At 73.1% G+C, this 22,104-nt stretch carries 15 protein-coding genes and 1 pseudogene; 12 read left to right on the top strand and 4 right to left on the bottom strand.

Translation table 11 applies throughout. The features are described from left to right. Nucleotides 1-190: 190 nt before the first annotated feature. Nucleotides 191-2,143 carry a right-handed parallel beta-helix repeat-containing protein gene (locus tag ACIRA5_RS48625; RefSeq protein WP_403703627.1) on the bottom strand — a complete coding sequence of 651 codons (1,953 nt, stop codon included), beginning with the start codon at nt 2,141-2,143 and terminating at the stop codon, nt 191-193. A 139-nt stretch (nt 2,144-2,282) separates the two neighbouring features. Between ACIRA5_RS48625 and ACIRA5_RS48630 the strand changes: the two genes are divergently transcribed. From ACIRA5_RS48630 to ACIRA5_RS48675, 10 genes are all read left to right on the top strand, one after another. Further along, on the top strand, nt 2,283-2,486 hold the full coding sequence (locus ACIRA5_RS48630; RefSeq protein WP_403703772.1) for a DUF6300 family protein: 204 nt from the start codon (nt 2,283-2,285) through the stop codon (nt 2,484-2,486). Nucleotides 2,487-2,948: 462 nt separating this feature from the next. Beyond that, nucleotides 2,949-3,332, top strand: coding sequence for a hypothetical protein (locus tag ACIRA5_RS48635; RefSeq protein ID WP_403703630.1), 384 nt, complete (start codon nt 2,949-2,951; stop codon nt 3,330-3,332). Nucleotides 3,333-3,564: 232 nt separating this feature from the next. Next, the gene (locus tag ACIRA5_RS48640; RefSeq protein WP_403703632.1) at nt 3,565-3,990 is read left to right on the top strand and encodes an SRPBCC family protein; all 426 of its coding nucleotides are present in this window, start codon (nt 3,565-3,567) and stop codon (nt 3,988-3,990) included. Between the two features lie 881 nt (nt 3,991-4,871). Further along, entirely contained in the window at nt 4,872-5,540 is a 669-nt protein-coding gene (locus ACIRA5_RS48645) for a ScbR family autoregulator-binding transcription factor (protein ID WP_403703636.1), read from the top strand. A 746-nt stretch (nt 5,541-6,286) separates the two neighbouring features. After that, nucleotides 6,287-6,934: a ScbR family autoregulator-binding transcription factor gene (locus ACIRA5_RS48650; protein ID WP_403703639.1), complete on the top strand. Its 648-nt coding sequence runs from the start codon at nt 6,287-6,289 to the stop codon at nt 6,932-6,934. A gap of 519 nt (nt 6,935-7,453) precedes the next feature. After that, nucleotides 7,454-8,332 carry a BTAD domain-containing putative transcriptional regulator gene (locus tag ACIRA5_RS48655; RefSeq protein WP_403703642.1) on the top strand — a complete coding sequence of 293 codons (879 nt, stop codon included), beginning with the start codon at nt 7,454-7,456 and terminating at the stop codon, nt 8,330-8,332. A gap of 627 nt (nt 8,333-8,959) precedes the next feature. Further along, entirely contained in the window at nt 8,960-9,985 is a 1,026-nt protein-coding gene (locus ACIRA5_RS48660) for an SRPBCC family protein (RefSeq protein ID WP_403703644.1), read from the top strand. 68 nt (nt 9,986-10,053) lie between these two features. Next, nucleotides 10,054-11,895: a hypothetical protein gene (locus tag ACIRA5_RS48665; RefSeq protein ID WP_403703647.1), complete on the top strand. Its 1,842-nt coding sequence runs from the start codon at nt 10,054-10,056 to the stop codon at nt 11,893-11,895. A 317-nt stretch (nt 11,896-12,212) separates the two neighbouring features. Beyond that, complete coding sequence (locus ACIRA5_RS48670) at nt 12,213-13,304, top strand: 4'-phosphopantetheinyl transferase family protein (RefSeq protein WP_403703650.1); 1,092 nt, start codon at nt 12,213-12,215, stop codon at nt 13,302-13,304. A gap of 468 nt (nt 13,305-13,772) precedes the next feature. Continuing rightward, nucleotides 13,773-15,989 (top strand): condensation domain-containing protein, encoded by a 2,217-nt coding sequence (locus ACIRA5_RS48675; RefSeq protein WP_403703653.1) that lies wholly within the window; start codon nt 13,773-13,775, stop codon nt 15,987-15,989. Between the two features lie 292 nt (nt 15,990-16,281). On the opposite strand, the gene ACIRA5_RS48680 is transcribed toward ACIRA5_RS48675, so the two are convergent. The 3 genes from ACIRA5_RS48680 to ACIRA5_RS48690 form a co-directional block, all read right to left on the bottom strand. Next, on the bottom strand, nt 16,282-17,508 hold the full coding sequence (locus ACIRA5_RS48680) for a GNAT family N-acetyltransferase (protein ID WP_403703656.1): 1,227 nt from the start codon (nt 17,506-17,508) through the stop codon (nt 16,282-16,284). After that, nucleotides 17,447-17,917, bottom strand: a complete 471-nt coding sequence (locus ACIRA5_RS48685) for a DUF6461 domain-containing protein (RefSeq protein ID WP_403703659.1) — start codon at nt 17,915-17,917, stop codon at nt 17,447-17,449. The genes ACIRA5_RS48680 and ACIRA5_RS48685 overlap by 62 nt, the downstream gene beginning before the upstream one ends. Before the next feature lie 692 nt (nt 17,918-18,609). Then, complete coding sequence (locus ACIRA5_RS48690) at nt 18,610-19,431, bottom strand: AfsR/SARP family transcriptional regulator (RefSeq protein ID WP_351313756.1); 822 nt, start codon at nt 19,429-19,431, stop codon at nt 18,610-18,612. 562 nt (nt 19,432-19,993) lie between these two features. On the opposite strand from ACIRA5_RS48690, the pseudogene ACIRA5_RS48695 reads away from it, so the two are divergent. Both ACIRA5_RS48695 and ACIRA5_RS48700 read left to right on the top strand, forming a co-directional pair. Further along, nucleotides 19,994-20,083 (top strand): annotated as a pseudogene (locus ACIRA5_RS48695) (acyl-CoA carboxylase subunit epsilon); the annotation flags it as partial. A 182-nt stretch (nt 20,084-20,265) separates the two neighbouring features. Continuing rightward, nucleotides 20,266-21,954 carry a carboxyl transferase domain-containing protein gene (locus ACIRA5_RS48700; protein ID WP_403703662.1) on the top strand — a complete coding sequence of 563 codons (1,689 nt, stop codon included), beginning with the start codon at nt 20,266-20,268 and terminating at the stop codon, nt 21,952-21,954. The last annotated feature ends 150 nt before the right edge of the window (nt 21,955-22,104 follow it).

Here is a 22,104-nt window from a genome sequence, read left to right on the forward strand (position 1 = left end):
GTCGACGTGAGGCGGTCGAAACCGTCGCCCGCACGACACGGTGCAGGCGTCGCCGGACCGGGCACTGATCCTGGTGTGGCGAGTACGGGAGCGGTGTGGATGATGTGTCGGTACCACGCAACTCCCGGCACTTTGTTCAGCGGACCGGTCCGTCGTCCGAGCGGCGTCCTTGCTGTGATGCGAGCCGGGGTCAGGCTGGCTGCCAGTTGAGGATCGGCTTGTATGCCGGCTCGACACCGCCGGCTGCGATGACGGTCGACGGGATCTGGTCCGGGTCGGTGATGTTGTGGTTGTTCTGGATCAGGACACCCTTCTGGTCGTAGTCGGACGGACCGTCCGGCCAGTAGTCGCCCTCGATGTCGGTCGGGTCGTACGTCCCGTCGTTGAGCGTGTAGTTCCCGTGCTTGCTGCCCCACGGCGAGACGCTGATGTTCCACACCGCGTTGCCGAGGATGGACACGTAGGTGGCGCCGTTGTCGGTGTACAGGACATGGCCGCCGGAGGTGTTGAGCTGGTCGTGGACCACGTTTGCGGTGACGTGCTCACCGGTCGCCATCGACGTGCCGGTGATTCCGTTGGTGTAGACGGCACCGCCGTCGCCGAGCAGCGACATGTGGTCGTAGATCAGGTTGTAGGAGACCGTGTTGTGGTTGGAGTAGTTCGGCTGCGCGGGGAGCTTCACCTTGTCCGGCCAGCCGCCCCAGCCGATGGAGATCGCGGTGTAGGGCACATGGTCGATCTGGTTGTGGGTGATGGTCGACGTCTCCGTGTACCCGGCGTCGATCGCGACCCCGCCGTGGTATTCGGCGGCGATGTCGTAGAAGTGGCTGTCCTTCACGGTGATGCCGCTGGTGTGCTGCGCCGCGCTGCTGGGCTGCGGGACGTCGACACCGCCCAGGTCGAGGCCGTTGCCGGAGACATCGGTGAACACGCACGCGGTGACGGTGTCGCTCTGCGAGCCGTCGCCCAGATCCAGCCCGGCCGCGCCGAGATGGACGAAGTAGTCGTGATCGAAGTGGATGCTCTTGTCGTACGTGAAGCGGACCGCACCGGGCATCTTCTCCCAGTTGCCGTAGGGGCAGGCGCCCCCCGACACGAAGTCGCACAGCCCCTGTGTGGCATAACCGCTTGCCCCGGTGATCTGGTACGTGGCCTGGATCTCGGAGAAGCCCGTGCCGGTGTTGGACGTCGTGTAGTCGGCGTAACTGAACTGGATGCCCTGGAAGCCGATGTGGCTCGGCTCGTCGGACGCCTTGCCGGAACTCGCCACCAGGGTGTCCAGTGACGGTGCCTCGACGTCTGCGGTGGTCAGGTCCTCCCCGGAGCGCGGCATGTAGTAGAACCGGTGCTGGCTCTTGTCCAGGTAGAACTCACCCGCCTTGTCGAGCAGTTCATAGGCGTTCTCCACCGCTGTCGGAGCCTCGGTGATCGACTTGCGGCCGACCAGGTTGACAGTGCGGCCGGAGTCGTCGGTACGCATGACCCGCAGGGTGGAGTTGTTCCAGCAGGGCTGAGCCATGGTGATGGCGCTGCCGGTGACGGAGGCGACCGGGCAGCGAGGCTCGGTCCACGCCCCGAGGCCGCCCCGGTAGACGAACTCGATCGCCGACGGGTTGCGCCACCCGGCCATGGGGTCGCCGGACGCCGTGGTGTATCCCGTCGCCGTCTGGGTGACCTTCACGGAGAGCGCACCTGTCGCGCGGCTGGCCCGTACGCCGTTGACGTACAGCTGTCGGGTGTCCAGGCCGGTCGGGGCCGGGGCGGACCAGATCCCGCCGCTGCCCTTGGTCCATCCGGTGACCCGAACCCCACCGCTGACGACCGGGGACTGTCCGGACGCCGCCTTCCACCAGACGGTTCCGGCCGAGCCGCCGCCGGAGTCCGCGGCGGTGAAGGTCAGTGTCTTGGTGAGCCGGTAGACGCCGCCCGCCAAAGTCACGGTGATCGGGCCAGAGGTCGACTTGTCGATGGCCCGGACCGCGGTCTGTGCCTTGGTGAGCGTGCGGAACGGTTGCGCCGCACTGGTGCCCGGGTTGCTGTCGCTGCCGGTGGGCGAGACGAAGTAGGTGACGGCGGTTGCCGCGTGTGCCTGTTCCGTCAGTCCCCCGGTGGGCAGGAGCACGCAGATGAGGGCCGCAATCACCCGCCAAGGTCCGATGACTAATCGAATCGATCCAGCGCCCCTCATGAACGCACCCCCTGATGTGTGAGAAACATGCAGGGAAAGTAGGGGTGGGCGCGCGTAGGGTCAACACTCTTGACGAAGATACATCGGATCAATAATCCCGTGGCTCGCCCGGCCACACCCCGACCGGGACGAAGACGAGCAGCCGGCCCGGCTCTGCTCCCGCTGCGGAGGCGGCCTCCTGCCGCAGCGGTACGGCCCGCTGATGACCGGCGTCGGGACGGAACTCTGCCCAGGCTGCGACGCCAGTCGTCCGACCGCCCGCGCGTTCATCGGGGGCTTTCCCGGAGATTCCCGATGACCGCGATGGTGTGGAGGACGGAGTTCTGCTGTCGCACAACGCTGGGGCTTCACCACTTCGCCCACCTCCCCGCCGGTTTCACGTGCGGTGGATGTGACGTGGGTCAACGGCTGTCACGTGGGCAGGGGTGTTGTCCATCGTGCGTTCATGATCGCGTGTCGCGAGGTGGGGGCCAGCCTGGTTCTCGGTCCCGGAGACCTGGGTCACGTTATGCATGTTCACTGCCGGTGGTGAATCCCTTCCTGATGTGGTTCACCTTGTGGTGATGAGCGGTGGCGGGGTCAGGTCGGCCGGCAGCAGGCCGACGGTAGCCCCGGTGTCAGACTGCCGCGCCTGCCTCTGCCGGGGGTGTGTCCCAGTTGCCGGTCTCTGAGCTGGACGCGTAGTTCAGCAGGGCGAAGACCGTGACCGGCTGTTGACTCTGTGGTGCTGCCTGAGGTCGACGAGGTCAGGGTCACGACGATGGTCGACAACGCCTTCGAGGCCGTGCTGGCCTCTGCTGAAGGCGTTACCCGGGCGTCGGTGAGTGCCGGGCGGACCACCGCGCGGCAGTTCGCCGGCGGCGAGGCCCTCGCGGGGTTGCGTGCCGAGCATGGCTTCTCCGCCCTGGTCACCGTTCAAAGCGGGGATGCGAGCAGCACGCTGCTGTTCGATACCGGCGCGTCGCCGGACGGGCTGGCGGTGAACGCCGAGCGTCTTGGCATCGGTGTCTGCCGGGTGTTGTCGGCGGCCTGTCTGGTCGGCTGTCGGCGGTCGGTCTGGTCGGCTGTTTGTGGGTGGTTACCTGTGAGCCGGGTTTGTTGGGTGGGTTTTGTCAGGGTGGGGTGGTGTGGTGTTTCCGGGTGATGGCGTCATGTGTGGGGTGGTGGTGTTGTCGTTTGTGGTCGGGTTCGGCTGGTGTCGGTGGTTTGGTCGTGTTCTGTATTGCATCGGTGGTCGCTGGTGGGGCGGGTGTTTTCCGGTCGGCTGGGGGGCTGGTCGGTAGGGGTGTGGGTTTGGTTGCCTGGGGGCTGGTTCGGGGGGCAGCCTGGAGGGGGGCCATGGGTTCGGGTGGGGGGCCCGGGAGGTGAGGTTGGTGATGAGCAGGCTTCAGGAGCATGTTGAAATCGGTGTTCCGGCGCGGAAGGTGTGGGATCAGTTGCACCGTGTTGAGGAGTATCCGTCGTTCATGGGTGGGGTGCGGCGTGCGTATGCGCACGGTGCCCATCGCGCTCATCTTGACATCTGGGCCGGTGGTGGTGAGCGGGCGTTGGAGACGACTTTCTCCGACCGGGGCAACGATCTGGCCTGGCAGACGGAGAGCGGCCCGAAGATGCAGGGCACTCTCACGGTCAGGTCTCTGGATGAGGATCACAGTCGGGTGGAGGTGCGGATGGAATACGATCCGGAGTCCGTCCACGGTACTTTCGGCGGTCCGAAGGGGATGGCGCAGGTCCACGCGGTTGAGCGGACGGTCCGCGGTGATCTTGAGCAGTTCAGGGCTCTGTTGGAGGAGCAGAAGTAGCTCCCGGCGTGCTGGTGTGCTGGTGATCGGCGGGTATTGGCAGCGCGGTTGGTCCAGCTTTCCGGGTCCGGTGTCGGGTGCCGGGTGTGCGGCCGTGCTGTCTGCCGGCGTGTGCGGTGTGTGGTCCGGGCTGGCGCTGCGGCTGTGTTTTCCCGCCGGGTGGCGTCTGCCGGCGTGCGCGTCACGGCGGCTCGCCCGTTGGGGGTCTGCTCGGTCATGGAGCCGGGTTCCGGCGGGCGGGCGGTGATGTCTCGCCGGCGTTCAGCCTCCGGCTGCTGGGCTTTTGTGATCTGTTGCCGGGCCTGGTCGGGGGTGTGGGTGAGCCGGGTCTTCGGGGTGCGGAGCCGGGGCAGGCCGGGCGGGAGGTGTTGCGTCTTTCTGGTCTGCCCTGTGTTCGAAGGCGCGCTCCTGTTTTGGGGTCGTGGCCGGGCCGCGCGTCGGCTGCCTCGCCGGCGCCTGGGAGCGTGTCCTGTGCTGCGTCCGCGGCGCTGTCGCCGGCTGGGGTGGGGTGGCGGCGGTGCGGGAGATCGGGCAGGCGGTCGGTCTGTGCTGCCGTGTTTCGGTCTGCTGTCGGCTGGGCGGGTTGGGGGTGAGGGCGGGGATCGTCCGTGAGCCGGGCCGGGGCCGGGGGATCCGGTTGGTGTGAGCGGCCTGGAGTGCTGCTGTTCCAGGGGTGTCGCTCTTCCGGTCTGTACGGGCTCTGCCGGAACGGGCTCTCGTGCTTCGTGGGGGTTGAATCCGGTCGTCCGGTCGTCTGGTGGGGGGGTGGTGGGGGTTTTGGTCTTGTGAATATACGGACTAGCTGGTTTGGTTTGGGGTGGTTGCAGGGAGCATGTTGTGGGTTGATGGGTGGTGGGGTTGTGGTGCGGCAGGAGCGTGCGGTGCGTACGCGGCGGGCGATTTTGGATGCGGCGGCGTCGGTTTTTGATGAGCGTGGGTATGAGGCGGCGACGATTGGTGAGGTGCTGGCGCGGGCGGGGGTGACGAAGGGGGCTTTGTATTTTCATTTTCCGTCGAAGCGGGCGTTGGCGGAGGGGGTGCTGGGGGAGCAGTTTGCGGGGTTTGTGCTGGCGCCGCGGGTGAGTAAGTTGCAGGAGCTGGTGGATATGGGGCTGGCGTTGGCGTATCGGATGCGGCGTCGTCCGGTGGTGTCTGCGTCGGCGCGGTTGTCGTTGGGGCAGGAGATGGGGGCGGTTTTCGGTACGTGGACGATCCGGACGTGGCTGGATGCGACGGAGAAGGTGTTGCGGGAGGCGCAGGAGCAGGGGGAGCTGTTGCCGCAGGTGGATGTGGCGCAGAGTGCGTGGGTGTTCTCGGCGGCGTGGACGGGGGTGCAGGTGTATTCGCACACGCTGGCGGGGCGGGAGGATCTGGAGGAGCGGGTGTGTGCGTTGTTCGAGCATCTGCTGCCGAGTGTGGCGGTGCCGGCGGTGCTGGGCCGGCTGGTGATTGATCCGGCGCGGGCTGCTGAGGTGGCTGCGGAGGGTGAGCGGCTGGCTGCGGAGGCGGGGGAGCCGGCGGGTCTGGACGGGGTCGGCGCCCCGGCCTGACCCCGGCCTTCTTTCCCCGGCCCGGCCTGCCCGGTCCGCCCGGCCTGCCCGGCCTGTCTCTGCCTGCCCGGCCCGGTCTGCCCGGCCCGGTCTGCCCGGCCTGCCCGGCCCGGCCTGCCTGGTCTGCGGTTCTGTCCGGCCTGTTCGTGTGTGGCCGGTCCTGTTCTGGCCGGCCTGTGTGGGCTCTGTGTGCCTGGCCCCGGCCCTGTTCCTGGCCCCGGTCCTGTTCCTGGCCCCGGTCCTGGCCCCCCGGTCCTGGCCCCCCGGTCCTGGTTCGGGTGCGGGGCTGGCCTGGGGTGGGTGTGGGGTGGGGGGTCTGGCGGGGTGCGAGCGGGTGTCGAGTGGTGGCGCTGATGGTGGGCGGGTCTGCGGGGTGCCCTTCGTGTGGTGTTGGGTGTCTTTCCCGGCTGTGTGCGGGCGGGCTTGTGGTGTGGTCGGCTGCGTGCACGGCCGGGGTGTCGGAGTGTGGGGGGCGGCCGGGCCGGGCGGGTCTCTTCCGGTGGGTGGGGTTTGGTGGTGTGTCCCGGTGGTGTGGTGTCCGGGGTGTGGGTGTGGGCGGGGTTCGCCTGTGTGTTTCTGTGCCGGGTCGGGGGTGGCTGGGTGGGTGGTCCGGGGTGGATTGCGGACCAGTAAACATACCGCGCGTGCGGTTTGGTAGGATGTGTGGTGTGAGTGGTGGTCCCGGTCGGTGTGCCGGGGGTGGCGGTGGGTGCGGGCCGGTGGTGGGCCGGGGAGGAGGGGTGGGGGTGGTCAGGCAGGTGCGGGCGGTGCGGACGCGTCGGGCTTTGGTGCGTGCGGCGGCGGAGGTGTTTGCGGAGGACGGGTATGCGCTTGCTTCGTTGCCGGTGATCAGCAGGCGGGCGGGTGTGAGTACGGGGGCGTTGCATTTTCATTTCCCGAGCAAGGATCTGCTGGCGCGTGAGGTGGAGGCGGCGGCGACGGCTGCGGTGCAGCGGCTGGTGGTGCGGGAGGGTGCGGGGGGTGTGGCGGGGGGTGGGGGGTTGCAGTTGCTGGTGGATGTGAGTGGTGATCTGGTGGCGGCTTGGGCGGTGGATCCGGTGCTGCGGGCGGGGTTCGAGCTGGGGGGTGATCCTTCGCGCAAGAGTGTGCAGGGGCCGGGGCGGTGGTGGAGTGAGTGGGTGTATGCGCTGCTGTGTGAGGCGCAGGGTGCGGGGGAGCTGGCGCGGGGGGTGTCCCCGGAGGCGGCCGCGGTGGCTGTGGTGGCCTCGGTCGCCGGGTTCGGCCGGCTGGCCTGCGGTCACCGTGTGCGTTCCTCGCCTCGTCTGGTGGAGGAGTTCTGGGCGCTGCTGCTGCCCGGCCTCGTGGCGCCCTCGCGCCGGCTGCCGGTGCTGCCCGGTCCCCGGGCTGCCGGGACCGACCGCACCCCCAGGTAAACAGACCGCATGGTCCGGCAATGGGGAAGTCAAACCGCTGGCCGGACGGACGCGGCGACCGGAATCACGCCCGGTTGGTCAGCTTATGTGCTGTAAGCCGGGTTCTCTTGAGGGGGTCTCGAGCACCGGCAGAGAGAAAACAAGACGACCGGTTTGAGATTGACATACCGTCCATGCTGTTTTTTACTCGGTGTGTCGGGTGGATCCCGGACGGCGGGCGCGGCTCACCCGCCGCCGGCCCTCCGGCGGACCAGGGCCCGGCGGTCCGGGGCCTGGCGGCGCCGGGGTCCGGCGGTCCGGGGCTTGGCGGCGTCGGGGCCCTGCGGTCCGGGGTCTGGTTGTGCCGGTGGTCTGGTTGTGCCGGTGGTCTGGTGGTCTGGGAGTTCGGGGCCGGGGCTGTGCGGGTTCCGGGTGGGTCCGGGGCTGGGGTTGGGTCTGGGTCTGGGGTTTTGGGGCCTGGGTGTGGGTGGGGTCCGAGGGGTTGGGCAGGGCGCAGTGGACGGACACAGGGGAGATGGCGTGGATACCGACATACTCGGCACTCTTGCTGTGCGGGAGAAGGGCGTTTCGATTACTCCGACCGCTCCCAAGCCGCGGCAGGTGCTGGCCCTGCTGGTGGTGCAGGCTGATCAGATGGTGCCGGTGGGCATGCTGAGTGAGGAGTTGTGGGGCAGCAGGCCGCCGCGCAGTGCGCGGCCCACGCTGCAGACGTACATTCTGCAGCTGCGGGAGCTGATCACCGCGGCGCTCGGGCCGGATGCGGCTGATGCCCGTACGGCCAAGGACGTGCTGCTGACCGTGCCGGGCGGTTATCTCCTCAAGAGCGGCGGGGGTGGCAGTGATGTGCGGGAGTTCGAGCGGCTGGCCGGGCTGGGCTACCGGGCGATGGACGCCGCCGACTTCCCCGGGGCCGCCCGGCAGTTACGGGCCGCGCTCGCGCTGTGGTCCGGGCCGCCGCTGGCCGATGTGCAGGCCGGGATGCACCTGGTCACCCAGGTCAAACGGCTGGAGGAGAGCCGGCTGTGTGCGCTGGACCAGCGTATCGAGGCCGATCTGCGGCTGGGCCGCCACCGTGAGCTGCTGGCCGAGCTGACCGTGCTGGTCAGCCGCTATCCCACCCACGAGAGCCTGTGCGGGCAGTACATGCTGGCCCTGTACCGTTCCGGGCGCCGGGGCGAGGCCCTGGACGCCTACCAGCGGCTGCGCGCGACCCTGGTGCGCAGTCTGGGCCTGGAACCGTCGGCGGCGCTGAGCAAGCTGCAGCGTTCCATCCTGATGGCCCGGCCGGAGGGCTCACCCGCCACCGCCACCGCCACCGCCACCGCTCCCGGTTCCGCCGGGCCGGGCTCCCCGGGCCCCGGCCCCGCCGGGACCGGCCGCCTCGCCCCGGTCGGCTGACCCCCTCATGTCCCGGCCGGCTGACCTCCTTCTGGCTCCGGCCGGCTGACCTCCTTCTGGCTCCGCTTCTGTCCAGGTCCCGGTCCCGTCCGCCGGGACCTGGCGCCTACCCCGGTCCCGGTCCGCCCCCGCCCCCGCAGGCCCCCATACGCCCGGGGCTGCGGTCGCGGGCCGCTGTCCGGCCAACTCACCCCGCCCGTCCGCCTTGTCCGGCCCGTGCCGCCCGTCCGGCCCCTCGCCCCGCCCGTCCGGCCCGTGCCGCCCGGGCTGCTGGTGCCCTCCGTCCCGCCCGTCCCGCCCGTCTTGCCCGTCTTGCCTGGGCTGCTCATCCCGCCTGTCCCGTCCGTGCGGCCTGTCCCGTCCGTGCCGTCCGGGGTGTGTGTGCCGTCCGAGGTGTGTGTCGTCCGGGGTGTGCGTGGGTGTGCGGGCTGCTGGGGCCGGCTGTGTGGGCCGTGGCGGCTGCGGTGGATGGCGTCCGGGTGGTGTGGGCGCTGTCGCCCGGTCGGCGGGGCGGGGCGGGGGTGCGGGGCCGGGGGTGGCGGGCGGGGTGGGGGTCCGGGCGGGCGCGAGGCGGGCTCGAGTGGTGGGGGGCAGGGTGGGGGTGCGCCTGGAGGAGGAGGGGCCGGCATGTCGTCGCGCGTGCACGCCTGTGAGCACACGGTGGGGGTGGCCGCTCCGGCCGGTGTCGTGTACGGGATGCTGGCCGATGCCGCGCGCTGGCCGGTGTTCTTGCCCTCGGTCGTGCATGTCGAGCGTCTCGATTTCGACGGGGTCCAGGAGCGGCTGCGGATGTGGGAGCTGGCCGATGACACCGCCGCCGATGCCGCCGGTGCCGCCGATGCCGTCGGTGCCGTCGGTGCTGGTGTGGGTGGTGTGCTGGGGGGCCGGGTTGGTTCCTGGTATGCCCGGCGGGTGCTGCATCCCGGTGCCCGGGCGGTCGTGTTCGAGCAGGAGGACGCCGCCTGGCCGGGCAGTGCGGTCTCGGGTGTGTGGAGTGTGCGGCCGGCGGGTGAGGCGGAGTGTGTGCTGGGCCTGCGTCAGGAGCGCGGGCTGCCGGTGGCGGCCGCGGACGGCGCCCGCCGGGAGGCGGAGGCGGATGTGCACCGCCGGCTCGCGGCGGTACGGCGGGCGGCCGGGCGGTGGGAGCAGCTGGACGAGCTGCTGCTGTCGTTCGAGGACCGGGTGCGGATCGAGGGCCCCGCGGAGCTGGTCTACGACTTCCTCTACCGGATCGGCCACTGGCCCGGGCAGCTCCCGCACGTGGAGCGGGCCGGTGTGCGTGAGGACGTGCCGGGGATCCAGGTGGTGTCCCTGGACACCTGCGCTGCGCCGGGCGGGCGGACGGTGAGCACGCGGGCCGTGCGGCTGTGTTTCCCGCACGCCGGGCGGATCGTCTACAAGGAGACGCGCACGCCCGAGCTGATCGCCGCCCACAGCGGCGAGTGGTCACTGCTGCCGGACGCGTCCGGGGTCACGGTCGTCGCGGCCCATCAGGTGATGCTCCGGCAGGAGGCCGTCCCTGCGGTGCTCGGTGCGGGCACCGGCCTGCTCGAGGCCCGTGACCATGTCCGTGCCTGGCTGTCGCGCGCCAGTACCGAAACGCTGGGCCTGGCCAAGTGGCATGCGGAGAGCACCGTGCACCGTCTGCGGTGAACAGATGACCTGCGATGACCAGCCAGCCGACCGGATGAACAGCCGACCAGATGAACAGGAGGCCGGTCATGGCCGTCACCCAGGCCGCCGCGCCCGGCACACCCGCCCCTGCCCTTGCTGTCCCGCCGGCCCGGCCGGCGGCCCCGGCCCCGCCGCCCGCGGCTGTTTTCACCGCCCGGCCGCCCGCCGCGGCGTCCAAGCCGTCGGTGCCGTCGGTGCCGTCGGCGGGGGAGGAGGCGGGGAGCGGGGGCAGGGGCGTTGTCCCTCTGGCCGGGCCGGTCCCGGGAGCACTGGCGCACCGGTATGCCGTGCTCGCGCCGCCGCTCCACGTGGCGCTCGCCGCGCTGCGGCTGGAGGCGCTGCTGGGTGATCCCCTCGACGCGGCCAACCCCTACAGCCTGCCCGCCCTCGCCGCCCCCGCCCTCGCCGCCCCCGCCGGGTCCGCCGCCTCCCTCGCCTCCGCCTCCGCCGCCTGTGTCGGGTCCGCCGCCTCTGCAGGGTCTGCCGGGGCGGGGGAGGGGGAGGGCGGGGCCGGGCGGGCGGGCGCGCTCCTTGCGGCGGCCGGTCTGGGCCAGGTACGCGCCGCCGACCAGCGGGTACGTGCCCTGCGCCCGCTCCTGCGCCGGGATCTGGCCCTGGGACATGCCGCGGGCACGTGGGACGGGCCGGGTATGCCGCCCGCCCGGCGTGCCCGGGGGCAGGCCGGGGAGATGCGGCCCGCGAACCCGGTGTCCTCTTCGGTGCCTGCCGCGCTGCTCGGCCCGGCGGCCCTGGTGGCCGCCGCCGGCAGCGTGCTGCGCCAGGCCGCGCTCACCGTGGCCGGCCGCGCCGGTGAGCCGGCCCTGCGGCAGTGGCAGCCCGTGCTCGCCGCCGCCTTCGCCGACCTGCTGGCCTGCGAGAGTCTGACCTGTGTGGCGCTGCGCCGCCCGGCTGCCCCCGGTCCGGAGGCGGGCCCGGAGGCGGGCCTGGGGGCGAACCCGGGGGCGGACTTGGGGGCGGGGCTGCTGGGTGCGGTGGCCGGCTATGTGGTGCCGACCGTGCTGGCCGACGTACTGGCGCAGCTGGGACTGGTCCTTGCCGAATGCGGCCACGGGCCGGCCAGTACCGGGGGCGGGATGCTCGCGAAACTGACCCGTGACCTTCCCCTGGCCGGGGTGGACGCGGCGGGCGCCGCGTACTGGCAGGCCTGCCTGGTCAGGGCCTTGCCGGCCCTGGCGGCCGAAGAGCCCCGCGCCGCGCACCGCGGCCCGGTCCCCGCCCCCTTCCGGCTCGCCGACCCGCCCGCCCCCGCCCCCGCCCCTGCCGCCGACCCGCTCGCCCCCGCCGCCGGCGTCGCCGCTGCCGCTGCCGGGGAGCAGGGGGACGGGCACACCCCGGACGGGCACGAGTCCGGCCGCTTTACCCCGGGCGGGCATGAGCCGGATGGGCACACCCCGGGCGGGCATGAGCCGGGCGGGTACGGCGTGGGCGGGGACCGTGTGGTGCTGTCCGGTCTGCTGCGCGCCGGTGCCGCCCGTGCGGACGGTGCGGGCGGTGCGGATGCGGGCCGTGCCGCGCTGGGGGCGCTGGCGCGGCGGCTGCTGACCGAGCAGCGCGCGCTGCGCCGGCCGTGCCGTACGGCGGGCGCGGACCCCGGTGCTGTGGCGGCGCGGGCGCTGGCGGACCGGCAGGCCCTGCTGTGGCTGGCCGCCGCCGTGCTCGGTGTCAGGGAGGCCGCCGACGATGGCCGCGGCCTGTTTCTGGGCGGTACGCACTGGGCGCTGCTCGCGCTGTCGGGCATCGCGGGACGGCTGGGCGTGCCGCTGCCCGGCGATGCCCCCGACCCGCGCGGACCCGTCTGGGCGGAACTGGCCGGCCGCGTCCGCCGCGGCGTGGACTGCGACGTGTACGCCACCCGGCTGCTGTGGTGAGCGGGCACAGCCCGGCCGACGGCCCGGGCAGCACCACACCCCCCGGGACCACACCCCCCACCACACCCCCCACCACACCCCCCACCGCATCTCCCGGGACCGCATCTCCCGGGACCGCATCTCCCGGGACCGCGTCTCCCGGGACCGCGTCCGTCGGGACTGTGTCCGTCGGGACTGTGCTCCCGGAGGCCGCATCTCCCGGGGCCGTGCCCCCCGGCGCCGTTCCTGCCGGGTCCGTGTCCGCCGGGGCGGGTTCCGGGTTTTGGGGCTTTGGGGGGCCGGGGCGGGGGAGGGCGGGGGAGGGCAGGGGAGAGCGGGTGCCCGGCCCGCTGCTGCCCGCACTGCCGTCCGGCCCGCCGCCAGGGACCTCGCCTCTTCCGCTGCCCGGTCCGCCGTCCGGTCCGCCGCGCGGTCTGTCGGCCGGTCCGCCACGTGGTCTGTCGGCCGGTCTGTCGGCCGGTCTGCCGTCCGGGCTGTTGTCGGCCGGTGCGCCGTCCAGCGCGCCGGACGGTGTGCCGCCGGGTGTGCTGGACGGTGTGCCGGCCGGGTGGGGGTCCGGGGGGCTGTCGGGGCTGTCGGCGGGGCCGTTGTTGCATGTGGCGGGGCCGGACGGGCCGTGGGAGCAGGTGCATGACCAGCTTGCCGGTCAGGGTCATGCCCTGGTGCACACCACCTGGGGGCAGTGGCTGACGGCGGCGCTGCTGGATCCCGGGCTGCGGTCTCTGCTCGGCCGTGACTGGCCGCGTTACCGGCAGACGGCCGCCCCGGCGGGCCGGCTGCGGTTCGCCGTCTCCCGGATGGTCCTCAAGCACACCGCGGCCGCCGCGCTCCAGGTCCCCGCGGACGCCCTCGATCTCGCCTACCGGCCGGGCGGCCGCCCGCATCTGCGCGGCCTGGCCGAGGCCGAGGTGAGCCTGGCCCACACCGACGAGCTGATCGTGGTCGGCATCAGCCGCCGCGGGCCGATCGGGGTGGACGCCGAGCCCGTCACCCGCCGGCCCTCTTTCGAGCTGCTGCACCCCTACGTGTGCACCCCGGAGGAGGCCGCGGAGCTCGCCGCGCTGGGCGAGGACGAGCGGGCGCTGCGGCTGCTGCACCTGTGGACTCTCAAGGAGGCCTATACCAAGGCGCTCGGGCACGGTATGCGGCGCCGTTTCTCGGCGGTCGGGTTCCGCCGCGACGAGCAGGGCCGTACGGTCCTGGCCGGCGAGCCGGACGACGCGGCGCGGTGGATTCTGGCCACCCATCTCGTCCACGGCCGGTATCTGGTCAGCAGCGCCCGCCGTCCGCCGCGGGAAATCGAGACCGCTTCGCGGCCCGCTCCATACCCGCTCGAGGAAACAGGCCTCCCACCTGCGGCGACGTTAGGCTGGCAGCTGCCGGGCAGCTCCGGCGCACAGCCGACATGACGAGAGGCGGGCGTCGTGAACCACCGTGCAGCCACCCCACCGCACCCGGCCCGGCCCGCCCGGCCTGCCCCCGTGCGGCCTGCCCCTGTGCGGTCTGTTCCCGTGCGGGGCGCCGCCGCGGGCTGTCCCGCGGCGGCGTCCCGCGGTGGCGCGGGCTGTCCCGGCGGCAGCTTTCGCCGCCGCCCGGCCCGTCGCGGGCCGGGCGCCGCGGCCCGCGCCCACCGTCCGGCCGGCCCGTCCGCCGTCACCCCGCCCGGTGCCCTCCCGCCCGCACCCGCCGCTCCCGCTCCCGCAGGGGCCGTGCCCGCCGTGCCTGTCCTTCCCGTGCCCCCCACGCCCCTGCGGCCCTTGCCGGTCCTGCCGGTTTTGCCGGCCGTGCTGGTCCTGCTGGTCCTGCTGGTCGGGTAAGGGGTGCGGGGGGCCCCTCCGCCGTGCCGCGGGGGCGGGTTCCGGGGTCCGGGAGGGCGGATGAGCAGCCAGGATGTGCCGCAGGGCGCTGTTCTTGCCGTGGTCCATGAGCCGGTGGCGCTGTCGCCGGGCGGTCCGCTGGTCCTGGAACTGCGCGGCCCGCTGGGCCCGGCGGACGCCGAGACGGTCGCCGCCCGGCTCGCGCAGCGCCACCGTGCCTTCGGTGTCGCGCTGGACAGTCACCGGCCCGGTCACCACACGCTGCGCCTGACCCCGCCCGCCGCGGGCGGGTGTGCTGCGCTGCCCGCGGACCTGCTGGCCGACCTGCTGGCGCCGCCCCCGCCGGGCGGGGAGATCCTCCCGGTCACCGGACACCAGCAGACCCTGCTGCGCGCCGCCCTCACCCCCGCCGGCACCAGCACCAGCACCGGTAGCAGTGGCGGCGGTGACGGTGGTGGCGGCGGTGACGGTGGTGGTGGCGGCGGCGGTGGCGGCGGTGACGGTGGTGGTGGCGGTGACGGTGGTGGGGTCGAGCAGTTGTACTGGGACTGGTCCGGGCCTCTCGACGTGGCGCGGTTCGCCGCGGCGTGGCAGTCCGTCGTCGACCGGGAGTGTGTGCTGCGGGCCTGTTTCGACTGGGTCGCCGCGCCGCGTCTGGTGCTGCACGCCCGGGCCGAGGCGGACATCGCCGTGTGGTCCCCGGCCGCCGTCACCTGGCCCCAGCTGCTGCGGCGGGACCGGGCGCGGGGGTTCGCGCTGCACCGGCCGGGGCTGCTGCGCCTGACCCTGCTGGCGGCGGAGCCCGGCGGGGGTGCGGGCGCGGCGCCGCCGCGGGTGCTGCTGACCTATCACCCGGCGCTCCTGGACGAGCGGGGTGTGCACCTGCTGCTGCGGGAGTTCTACCGCGCCTACGCCGCCGGCGGTGTCCTGCCGGGCGGGGAACGCCGTCCCGATCTGCGCGACCATGCCCGCTGGCTGGCCGGCCAGGACACCACGGCCGCGCGGCAGTTCTGGGCCCGCGCGGTGCCGCCGCCGCGGGCCGCCACCCGTCCGGGGCGGCCGGGCGGCGCCACCGGGCAGAGCGGGCCCGGTCTGCTGCACACCCGGCTGCGGGCGCCGGAGACCTTCCGGCTGCGTTCCTGGGCCGCGCTGCGCGGCGCCGCCGAGTCCAGCGCGCTGCACCTGGTGTGGGCGCTGCTGCTGTACCGGGCGGCAGGCGCCCGGGGGCCGCTGCCGGTGAGTTTCGGGGTGCAGCTGTCGGGCCGGGACATCGCCCTGCCGGGTGCCGCGGGCATTCCCGGCCTGTTGGACAGCCCGCTGCCGATGACCGTGACCGTCGATCCGGCCGCCCCGCTGGCGGACCTGCTGCACCAGGTCCGCGACACGCTGCTGGACCTGGCCGCCTACCCGTGGGCCAGCACCGAGACGATCCGTGCGTGGGCCCCCCGCCCGCCCGCCGCCCCCGCCCCCGCTGCCGGTCCCGCCCCCGGCCCTGCTGCCGGTCCCGTTGCGGGTCCTGCCGCGGGTGCGGGTCCGCTCTGCGGTGCCGGCAGCACGCTGGTGCGTTTCGACGGCCCGCTGGTGCTGCCGAAGGTCCTGCGCAGCGAACTCGCCGCCCAGGGCGTCCACGCGGACACCCCCCGCAGCGCGGCCGGCAGCGCCGGCGGGCCCCTCACCCTCGCCGCCCGGCACGACACCGCGGGCGGTCTGGTCCTGGGCCTGTTCCACGACCGGGCGCAGCTGGCGGACGAGGACGCCGCCGCCCTGCACTCCCAGTGCGTACGCCTGCTGCGCGCGCTGCCCGAGCACCGGCAGGCCGGGGCCAGTGCCGGCCAGCTGCTGGACCTGCTGGCCCGGGCCGCGATACCACGCATGGCCCGCCCGGTGCCGCCCGCGCCGCACCCCGCCCTGAGCGTGCTGCGGCCCGGGCATCCGCACGCGGACGTGATCTGCCTGGTCACCGCCCCGGGTGTGCCGGCGGGCAGTTACGACCTGTTCGTCCGCGGCCACCACGGCCCGGAGAAGATCGTGGCCGTGCGCGGTGACGGCGTGCCGGGCGCGGTGCCGGCCGTACTGCAGCAGGCACCCGGGCCGGGCCGGCGCCTGGTGCTGTGCGGGTGCGGGCCCGGGGGGAGGGCGGCCTACGAACTCGCCCGGCGCACACCGCATGCTCCCGGCATCGTCCCGGCCGTGGTCATGACCGGCATCGGCGACGCCGCCGCCAGCGCGTCCGCCCTCGCCCGCGGGGTGCGCTCCGTCCTCACCCCGCCCCCCTGAACCCGTCCTCACCCCGCCCCGCCCCGCCCCGCCCCGCCCCGTGCCGGTCCCGCCGGAGCCGGGCATACGTGGTACGTCCGCTCGCCGTGCGTATCCGCCAGGCCGGCTTTGTTCACCCGTGACAGTGACGACAAGTGACGACAGCGGTTGCTCACGGGGTGGGGAGGCACCCGAATCCTGGGGGTGCTGTGCACGAGGTTTTGTTTTGACGGCACTGTGGCGCTTGCCGGGACAGCGTGGGGATGTTTCTCGGTACGGGGGCTGGTCGCACCGTCCCGTCGGGATCAGGGTTCTAATACCGGTCCAGGCGGTGCGCGTACGGGGCCGGCAGAGACTGCGTGCCGCCTCCGGGAAACCAAGCCGTGCAAAGATCCCGGTACCGTTCGGGGACCGTCATGCCGTGCACGTATGCGTCATCGGCCGACCAGTAGCCAAGAAGCAGCCGGATGAGCGCCCTGTCGTCGGGGAACAGATCGCCGCGGCGCAGCGCGTCGAACGCCTTGTCGCAGACCTTGTCCGGCTGCTGCACGGCAGCCCGGCGCAGCAGCTCGGGCTCGAGCTTTTGCACCAGGGACGACCGGTTCAAGACGGCGGCCATCATCCCGCCGCTCGGCGGGAATCTCTGCTGGTAGGTGCAGCCCGTATGGCGAGCCACTCGGCCGGTGAGGCTGTCGGCCGGCTCCCGCACGGTGAATTCGCTCAGACGCCGTTTCCAGCAGAGCCGGGCGAGGGCGATGAGCAGCAGGCGTGCCGCGGCAGCATTCTCGGCCACCAGTTCGTCCACGGTCAGCGAATTTAGGGGGTCGCCGAACGCTCGGCCCTCCAGCACGGCGTAGCCGGCGGCAGCACCATCGGTCTGCAGGACCAGGGTCTGCGACCCGGGCTTCCACGTGGCCTGGGGGATGAGCCGGTTCCAGCCTGCGTGCCGTACGTGGGTCCAGGGCCGCTGGGCGTGCGCGGTGTTGTACAGACGGATCATCGCGGGAAGATCGGCCGGAGAGCTGCTGCGGATGCCCGGGACGTCCCTGCCCAGATCGTCTCCCGCCGCCTGTTCGACGTGGCGCACGGGGATGACCAGATGCCCTTCGGCGACGGCTCCGACGAAACCGAACCGCTCGTACACCCCCTCGATACCGTCGGACACGAAGGCGACGTCCACCCGCTGTGCCATGCCGGCCAGCGCCTGTCGCAGGAGTCGACCCATGTGCCCCTGACGTCGGAACCCGGGCTGGGTTTCCACGCCGCCGATGCCTTCTGCGGCAACGGCCACCGCACCGAATCGCAAGGGGAAGGAGAGCACCTCCAGCTCGGCGACCGGTTCGCCCCCAGCGGTCCGCAACCGGCAGTAACGCACTCGCAGACTGCGCACTTCCTGATCCGCGCGTTCGGTGTAGGCGGCTCTTGGCTCATGATCCGGCACGCAAGGTCCTCGGCCTCCTGATCGCACGGCGGCGCCGTCATTTCCCGTGGACATCAGCGATGTCCTTACCTGCCCCCTGCTGCTGAAACCCGTCAGCAAACGCTGCCACCCAGAGCGGACAGAGCCAGTCAGGCCGGTGGTGACGCTTTCCCCTTCCCCGGCGGGCTCTTCCCGGATACCTCGCCCGTCCGGCAGGCGGCGTGCGCGAGAAGTTCCCCGCGCACCCGTACGCCGGTGAGGCGTCCGGCCATGCCGGCGGTCCTGGCCGCCGGCCACTCGAAGGCGGTGCGCAGTCCCCGTTCTCCTGCCAGGGGAAAGAAGCCGCGGGTTTTCCTCCGCTGCTCGCGTGCGCGAGGGCACGCGTTCCGGCGCAGAGGGCCTCCAAGAAGCGCGGCCGCATCCTCAGATCGCCGCCGGACCCGAGGGCGAGGGACCACTGCCCCGCCCCGCCCCGGACGCTGAACGCTCCCGCGAGGAAGGACTCGGGCCAGTCGCCGAACGCGTACACGAGCTCCTGGACTCCAGCACGAGCTCCTGCTGCTGCTCGATCAGCTCGCCGAGTCCCTCACCCCCGCCCCGCGGCTCGGCCCCCGCCGTCCCGGGCAGCCCGGCGGCCGGGACTCCTCCTACGGCAGGGTGTATCCGGCCAGGCCGGCCTGCGCGGCGGCGCTGGGGCGAACCCGGCGCCCAGCAACGGGCGTCCACGAGTGTTCGGGCCGTCCGGTGCCGTGCATGCCTGCGGCCGTGCGATCACCCCGGATACCGCAGTGGCCGGCAGCCGCGGCCTGACGGCTTGACGGCTTGACGGCGACGGCTGACGGCGTGACGGCGTGACGGTCTGATGTGCCGCATCGGCGCGGGCGGCCTCGGCAACGGCTGCCGGCGTCGCCCTCCCCGGGCCGGCCCGGGGACGGGCCCGGCCCGGGCGGCCGCCCGGGATTCACCGGGGAGGAATGCATCAGGCACCCGAAGGGCCCGCGGCCACGGCGGCGGACAGGCGGAGAGGCCGACGGGCAGCCCCGGCGGGGTCCGCCGTCCAGTCCGCTGCGCCCGCCGCCCGCCTGTGCGTCCCCGGTGCAGCCGTTGTGCCCGCCCGTACGTCCCCGCTGTGCCCGTCCGCCGCCGGCCCGCAGCATCCCTCCCGCCCCTGCCCGTTGCCCGCCGTGCCTCGCGGCGGGCAACGGGCAGGGGCGGGGGCTGTCAGGCTGTGAACAGGTCGTAGGTGGAGCTGTGGCGTGGGCCTGCGAGGACGTCCAGCTGGGGGTCGACGGTCAGGACGGCCTGGTGGAGGCGTTGCAGCTGGGGGGAGGGTTCCACGCCCAGGTCCTCGATCAGCCGTACCCGCAGCCGGCGGTAGACCTCCAGCGCGGAGGCCTGCCGGCCGGAGCGGTAGAGCGCCACCATGGCCTGGGAGTGCAGTCCCTCGTGCTGGGGGTGACGGGCGGTCAGCTCGATGAGTTCGGCGATGAGTTCGGCGTGCCGGCCCAGCCGCAGGTCGGCGTCGATGCGCCGTTCCACGGTGACCAGCCGGCTCTCCTCCAGCCGTACCACCTCGATCTCCAGGACCGGCCCCAGCCGTACGTCGACCAGGGCGGGGCCCTGCCACAGGCCCAGGGCCGCCTTGAAGCGGGCGGCGGAGACCTCGTCGTCGCCGCTCTCGAAGGCGCTCTGGCCCTCCCTGGTCAGCCGGTCGTACTGGTGCACGTCGACGCAGTCGGGCGGGATCTGCAGCAGATAGCCGCCGTGCCGGGTGGCCAGCACCTCCTTGGCGCCGCCCGGCGCACCGGGCCCCATCGCGGTGCCCAGCCGCCGGCGCAGCTGCAGGATGTAGGTCTGCAGCGTGGTCAGCGCGCTCTGCGGCGGCTGTGTCGCCCAGATCTCCTCCATGAGGGTCGGGACGGGCATCACCCGCCCGGGATACAACGCCAGCAGCGACAGGATCTGCCGCGGCTTGCCCGCGCTCGGAACGATGGATCCCCCGTTGACCTCGGCACTCAACGGACCCAGAACCTGAATCCTCACGGTCTCCTCCGTATTCCGCATTCCGTATGTCGTCGAGCTCCTTGTCCCGTTCCACTTTGTTGGCCGGAAATCCGCGCCGCCGCTCACGCTAGCCGCGGCCGTCCCCGTCCAGCGTTTTCCTGGATCCGTTCTCGAGCGGACTTCCAAGTCCGGTGCCGCGTACGGCGTCCGGTGCGCTGGAGAACGTGTGTACGGCCGCTCGAGGAGAACTCCTGGTTCCGCTGTCGCCGCACTCCACACGGCTACCGTCGTCCCCTTTTCCGCCCGCCGGCGCGGGGGCCGGCCGGATCCGTAATCACCGCCACCGGCGCAGTCAAGACACCATGTGCCGGGCCCCGCCGGGTACGCGCCGCACCGTGCGCCGCCCGCGCCGCCGCCCGGCCCCCGCCACCCCGCCGGCCGTCCGCCCGCACGGGCAGCGGGTGGCCGAAGCGTTTCCCCCGCCCCGCGGCACACCCCTTCGCCGCGCCCGCTCCGCCCCTGGGTGCGGCGTCCTTCGAGCGCAGTGAGAGCGGTTCTTGAGCCGGGTGGCCGACGGTGTCCCCACGACCGAAGGAGGGGTATGGGCACGCCGGAGCACCACGAGCCCGTCCTGCGCGTGGAGCGCGGGCAGGCCAGCGACGAGGAACTGGCCGCACTGACCGCGTGGTGCTGCTCGCGCTGCGCGCGGGCGGCGCGTTCCCCCGCCGGGGCAGGCCGGTCAACGGCTCCCGCTGGTGGCGGCCCCGCACCCGCCGGGCCCCGCGCAGCTGGCAGTGACACCGGCCCCGCACCCGCCGGGCCCGGCGCGGCCGGCCGTGATGCGGAACTCCCCGCCCCAGAAAGGGACCTGACATGGCATTGACCACCGCCCCCGCCCCCGTTCCCGCCCAGGGCCCCGTTCCCGCCCAGGGCCCGGCTCCCGCCCAGGGCCCCACTCCCGCCCGGGGCCCGGCCCCGGCCGCGGGCCCCGCTTCCGACGGGCCGGGGCCGGCCGGTGTCCGCGGACGCGTGGCCGAGCTGCACGCGATCCGCGAGGCGGCCCGGCTGGGCCCGGGGGAGAAGGCGACCGCCGCGCAGCACGCCAAGGGCAAGCTGACCGCCCGGGAACGCATCGCCCTGCTGCTGGACGACGGCAGCTTCCAGGAGGTCGAGCAGCTGCGCCGGCACCGGGCGAGTGGGTTCGGCCTGGAGGCCAAGAGGCCGTACACCGACGGTGTCGTCACCGGCTGGGGCACGGTGGAGGGCCGTACGGTCTTCGTCTACGCGCACGACTTCCGTATCTTCGGCGGCGCGCTGGGCGAGGCCCACGCCACGAAGATCCACAAGATCATGGACATGGCCATCGCGGCCGGTTCGCCGCTGGTCTCCCTCAACGACGGCGCGGGCGCCCGCATCCAGGAGGGCGTGAGCGCGCTCGCCGGCTACGGCGGCATCTTCCAGCGCAACACCAAGGCGTCCGGCGTCATCCCGCAGATCTCGGTGATGCTCGGCCCGTGCGCGGGCGGCGCCGCCTACAGCCCCGCGCTGACGGACTTCGTGTTCATGGTCCGCGAGACCTCGCAGATGTTCATCACCGGCCCCGACGTCGTCAAGACGGTCACCGGTGAAGAGATCACCCAGAACGGGCTCGGCGGCGCCGACGTCCACGCGGAGACCTCCGGTGTCTGTCACTTCGCCTACGACGACGAGGAGACCTGCCTCGCCGAGGTGCGCTACCTCCTGTCGATGCTCCCGCAGAACAACCGCGAGAACCCCCCGCACACCACCCCCCACGACCCGCCCGGACGGCGCGGCGAGAGTCTCCTGGACCTGGTCCCCGCGGACGGCAACCGCCCCTACGACATGGCGAAGGTCATCGAGGAGATCGTCGACGACGGCGACTGCCTGGAGGTCCACGAGCGCTGGGCCCGCAACATCATCTGCGCGCTGGCCCGTCTGGACGGCCAGGTGGTGGGCATCGTCGCCAACCAGCCGCAGACCCTGGCCGGCGTGCTGGACATCGAGGCCTCCGAGAAGGCCGCCCGGTTCGTGCAGATGTGCGACGCCTTCAACATCCCGATCGTCACCCTGCTGGACGTGCCCGGATTCCTGCCCGGGGTGGACCAGGAGCACGGCGGGATCATCCGGCACGGCGCCAAGCTGCTGTACGCGTACTGCAACGCGACCGTGCCGCGGATCTCGCTCATCCTGCGCAAGGCCTACGGCGGCGCCTACATCGTCATGGACTCCCAGTCCATCGGCGCCGACCTCACCTACGCCTGGCCCACCAACGAGATCGCCGTGATGGGCGCGGAAGGCGCGGCAGGCGTCATCTTCCGCCGGCAGATCGCCGCGGCCGCCGACCCCGAGGCCATGCGCGCCCGCATGGTCAAGGAGTACAAGGCCGAACTCATGCACCCCTACTACGCCGCCGAACGCGGCCTGGTCGACGACGTCATCGACCCCGCCGCCACCCGCGAGGTCCTCATCCGCTCCCTGGCCATGCTGCACGCCAAACACGCCGACCTGCCCTCCCGCAAACACGGCAACCCCCCGCAGTAACCCCCGCCCCGCCGCCCTCCCCGGCACCTCTCCTTCCCGCCCCTTCCCGCCCCTTCCTGTGCCGGGAGCAGACCCGGCGGTCTGCTTTGCGGGCCGCCGGCCGCGGCGGGCGGGGCCGGGGCCCGGCCTCCCCCCGGAGGGTGCGGACCG

The organism is Streptomyces sp. NPDC096311, assembly GCF_044763085.1.
Classification (GTDB): domain Bacteria; phylum Actinomycetota; class Actinomycetes; order Streptomycetales; family Streptomycetaceae; genus Streptomyces.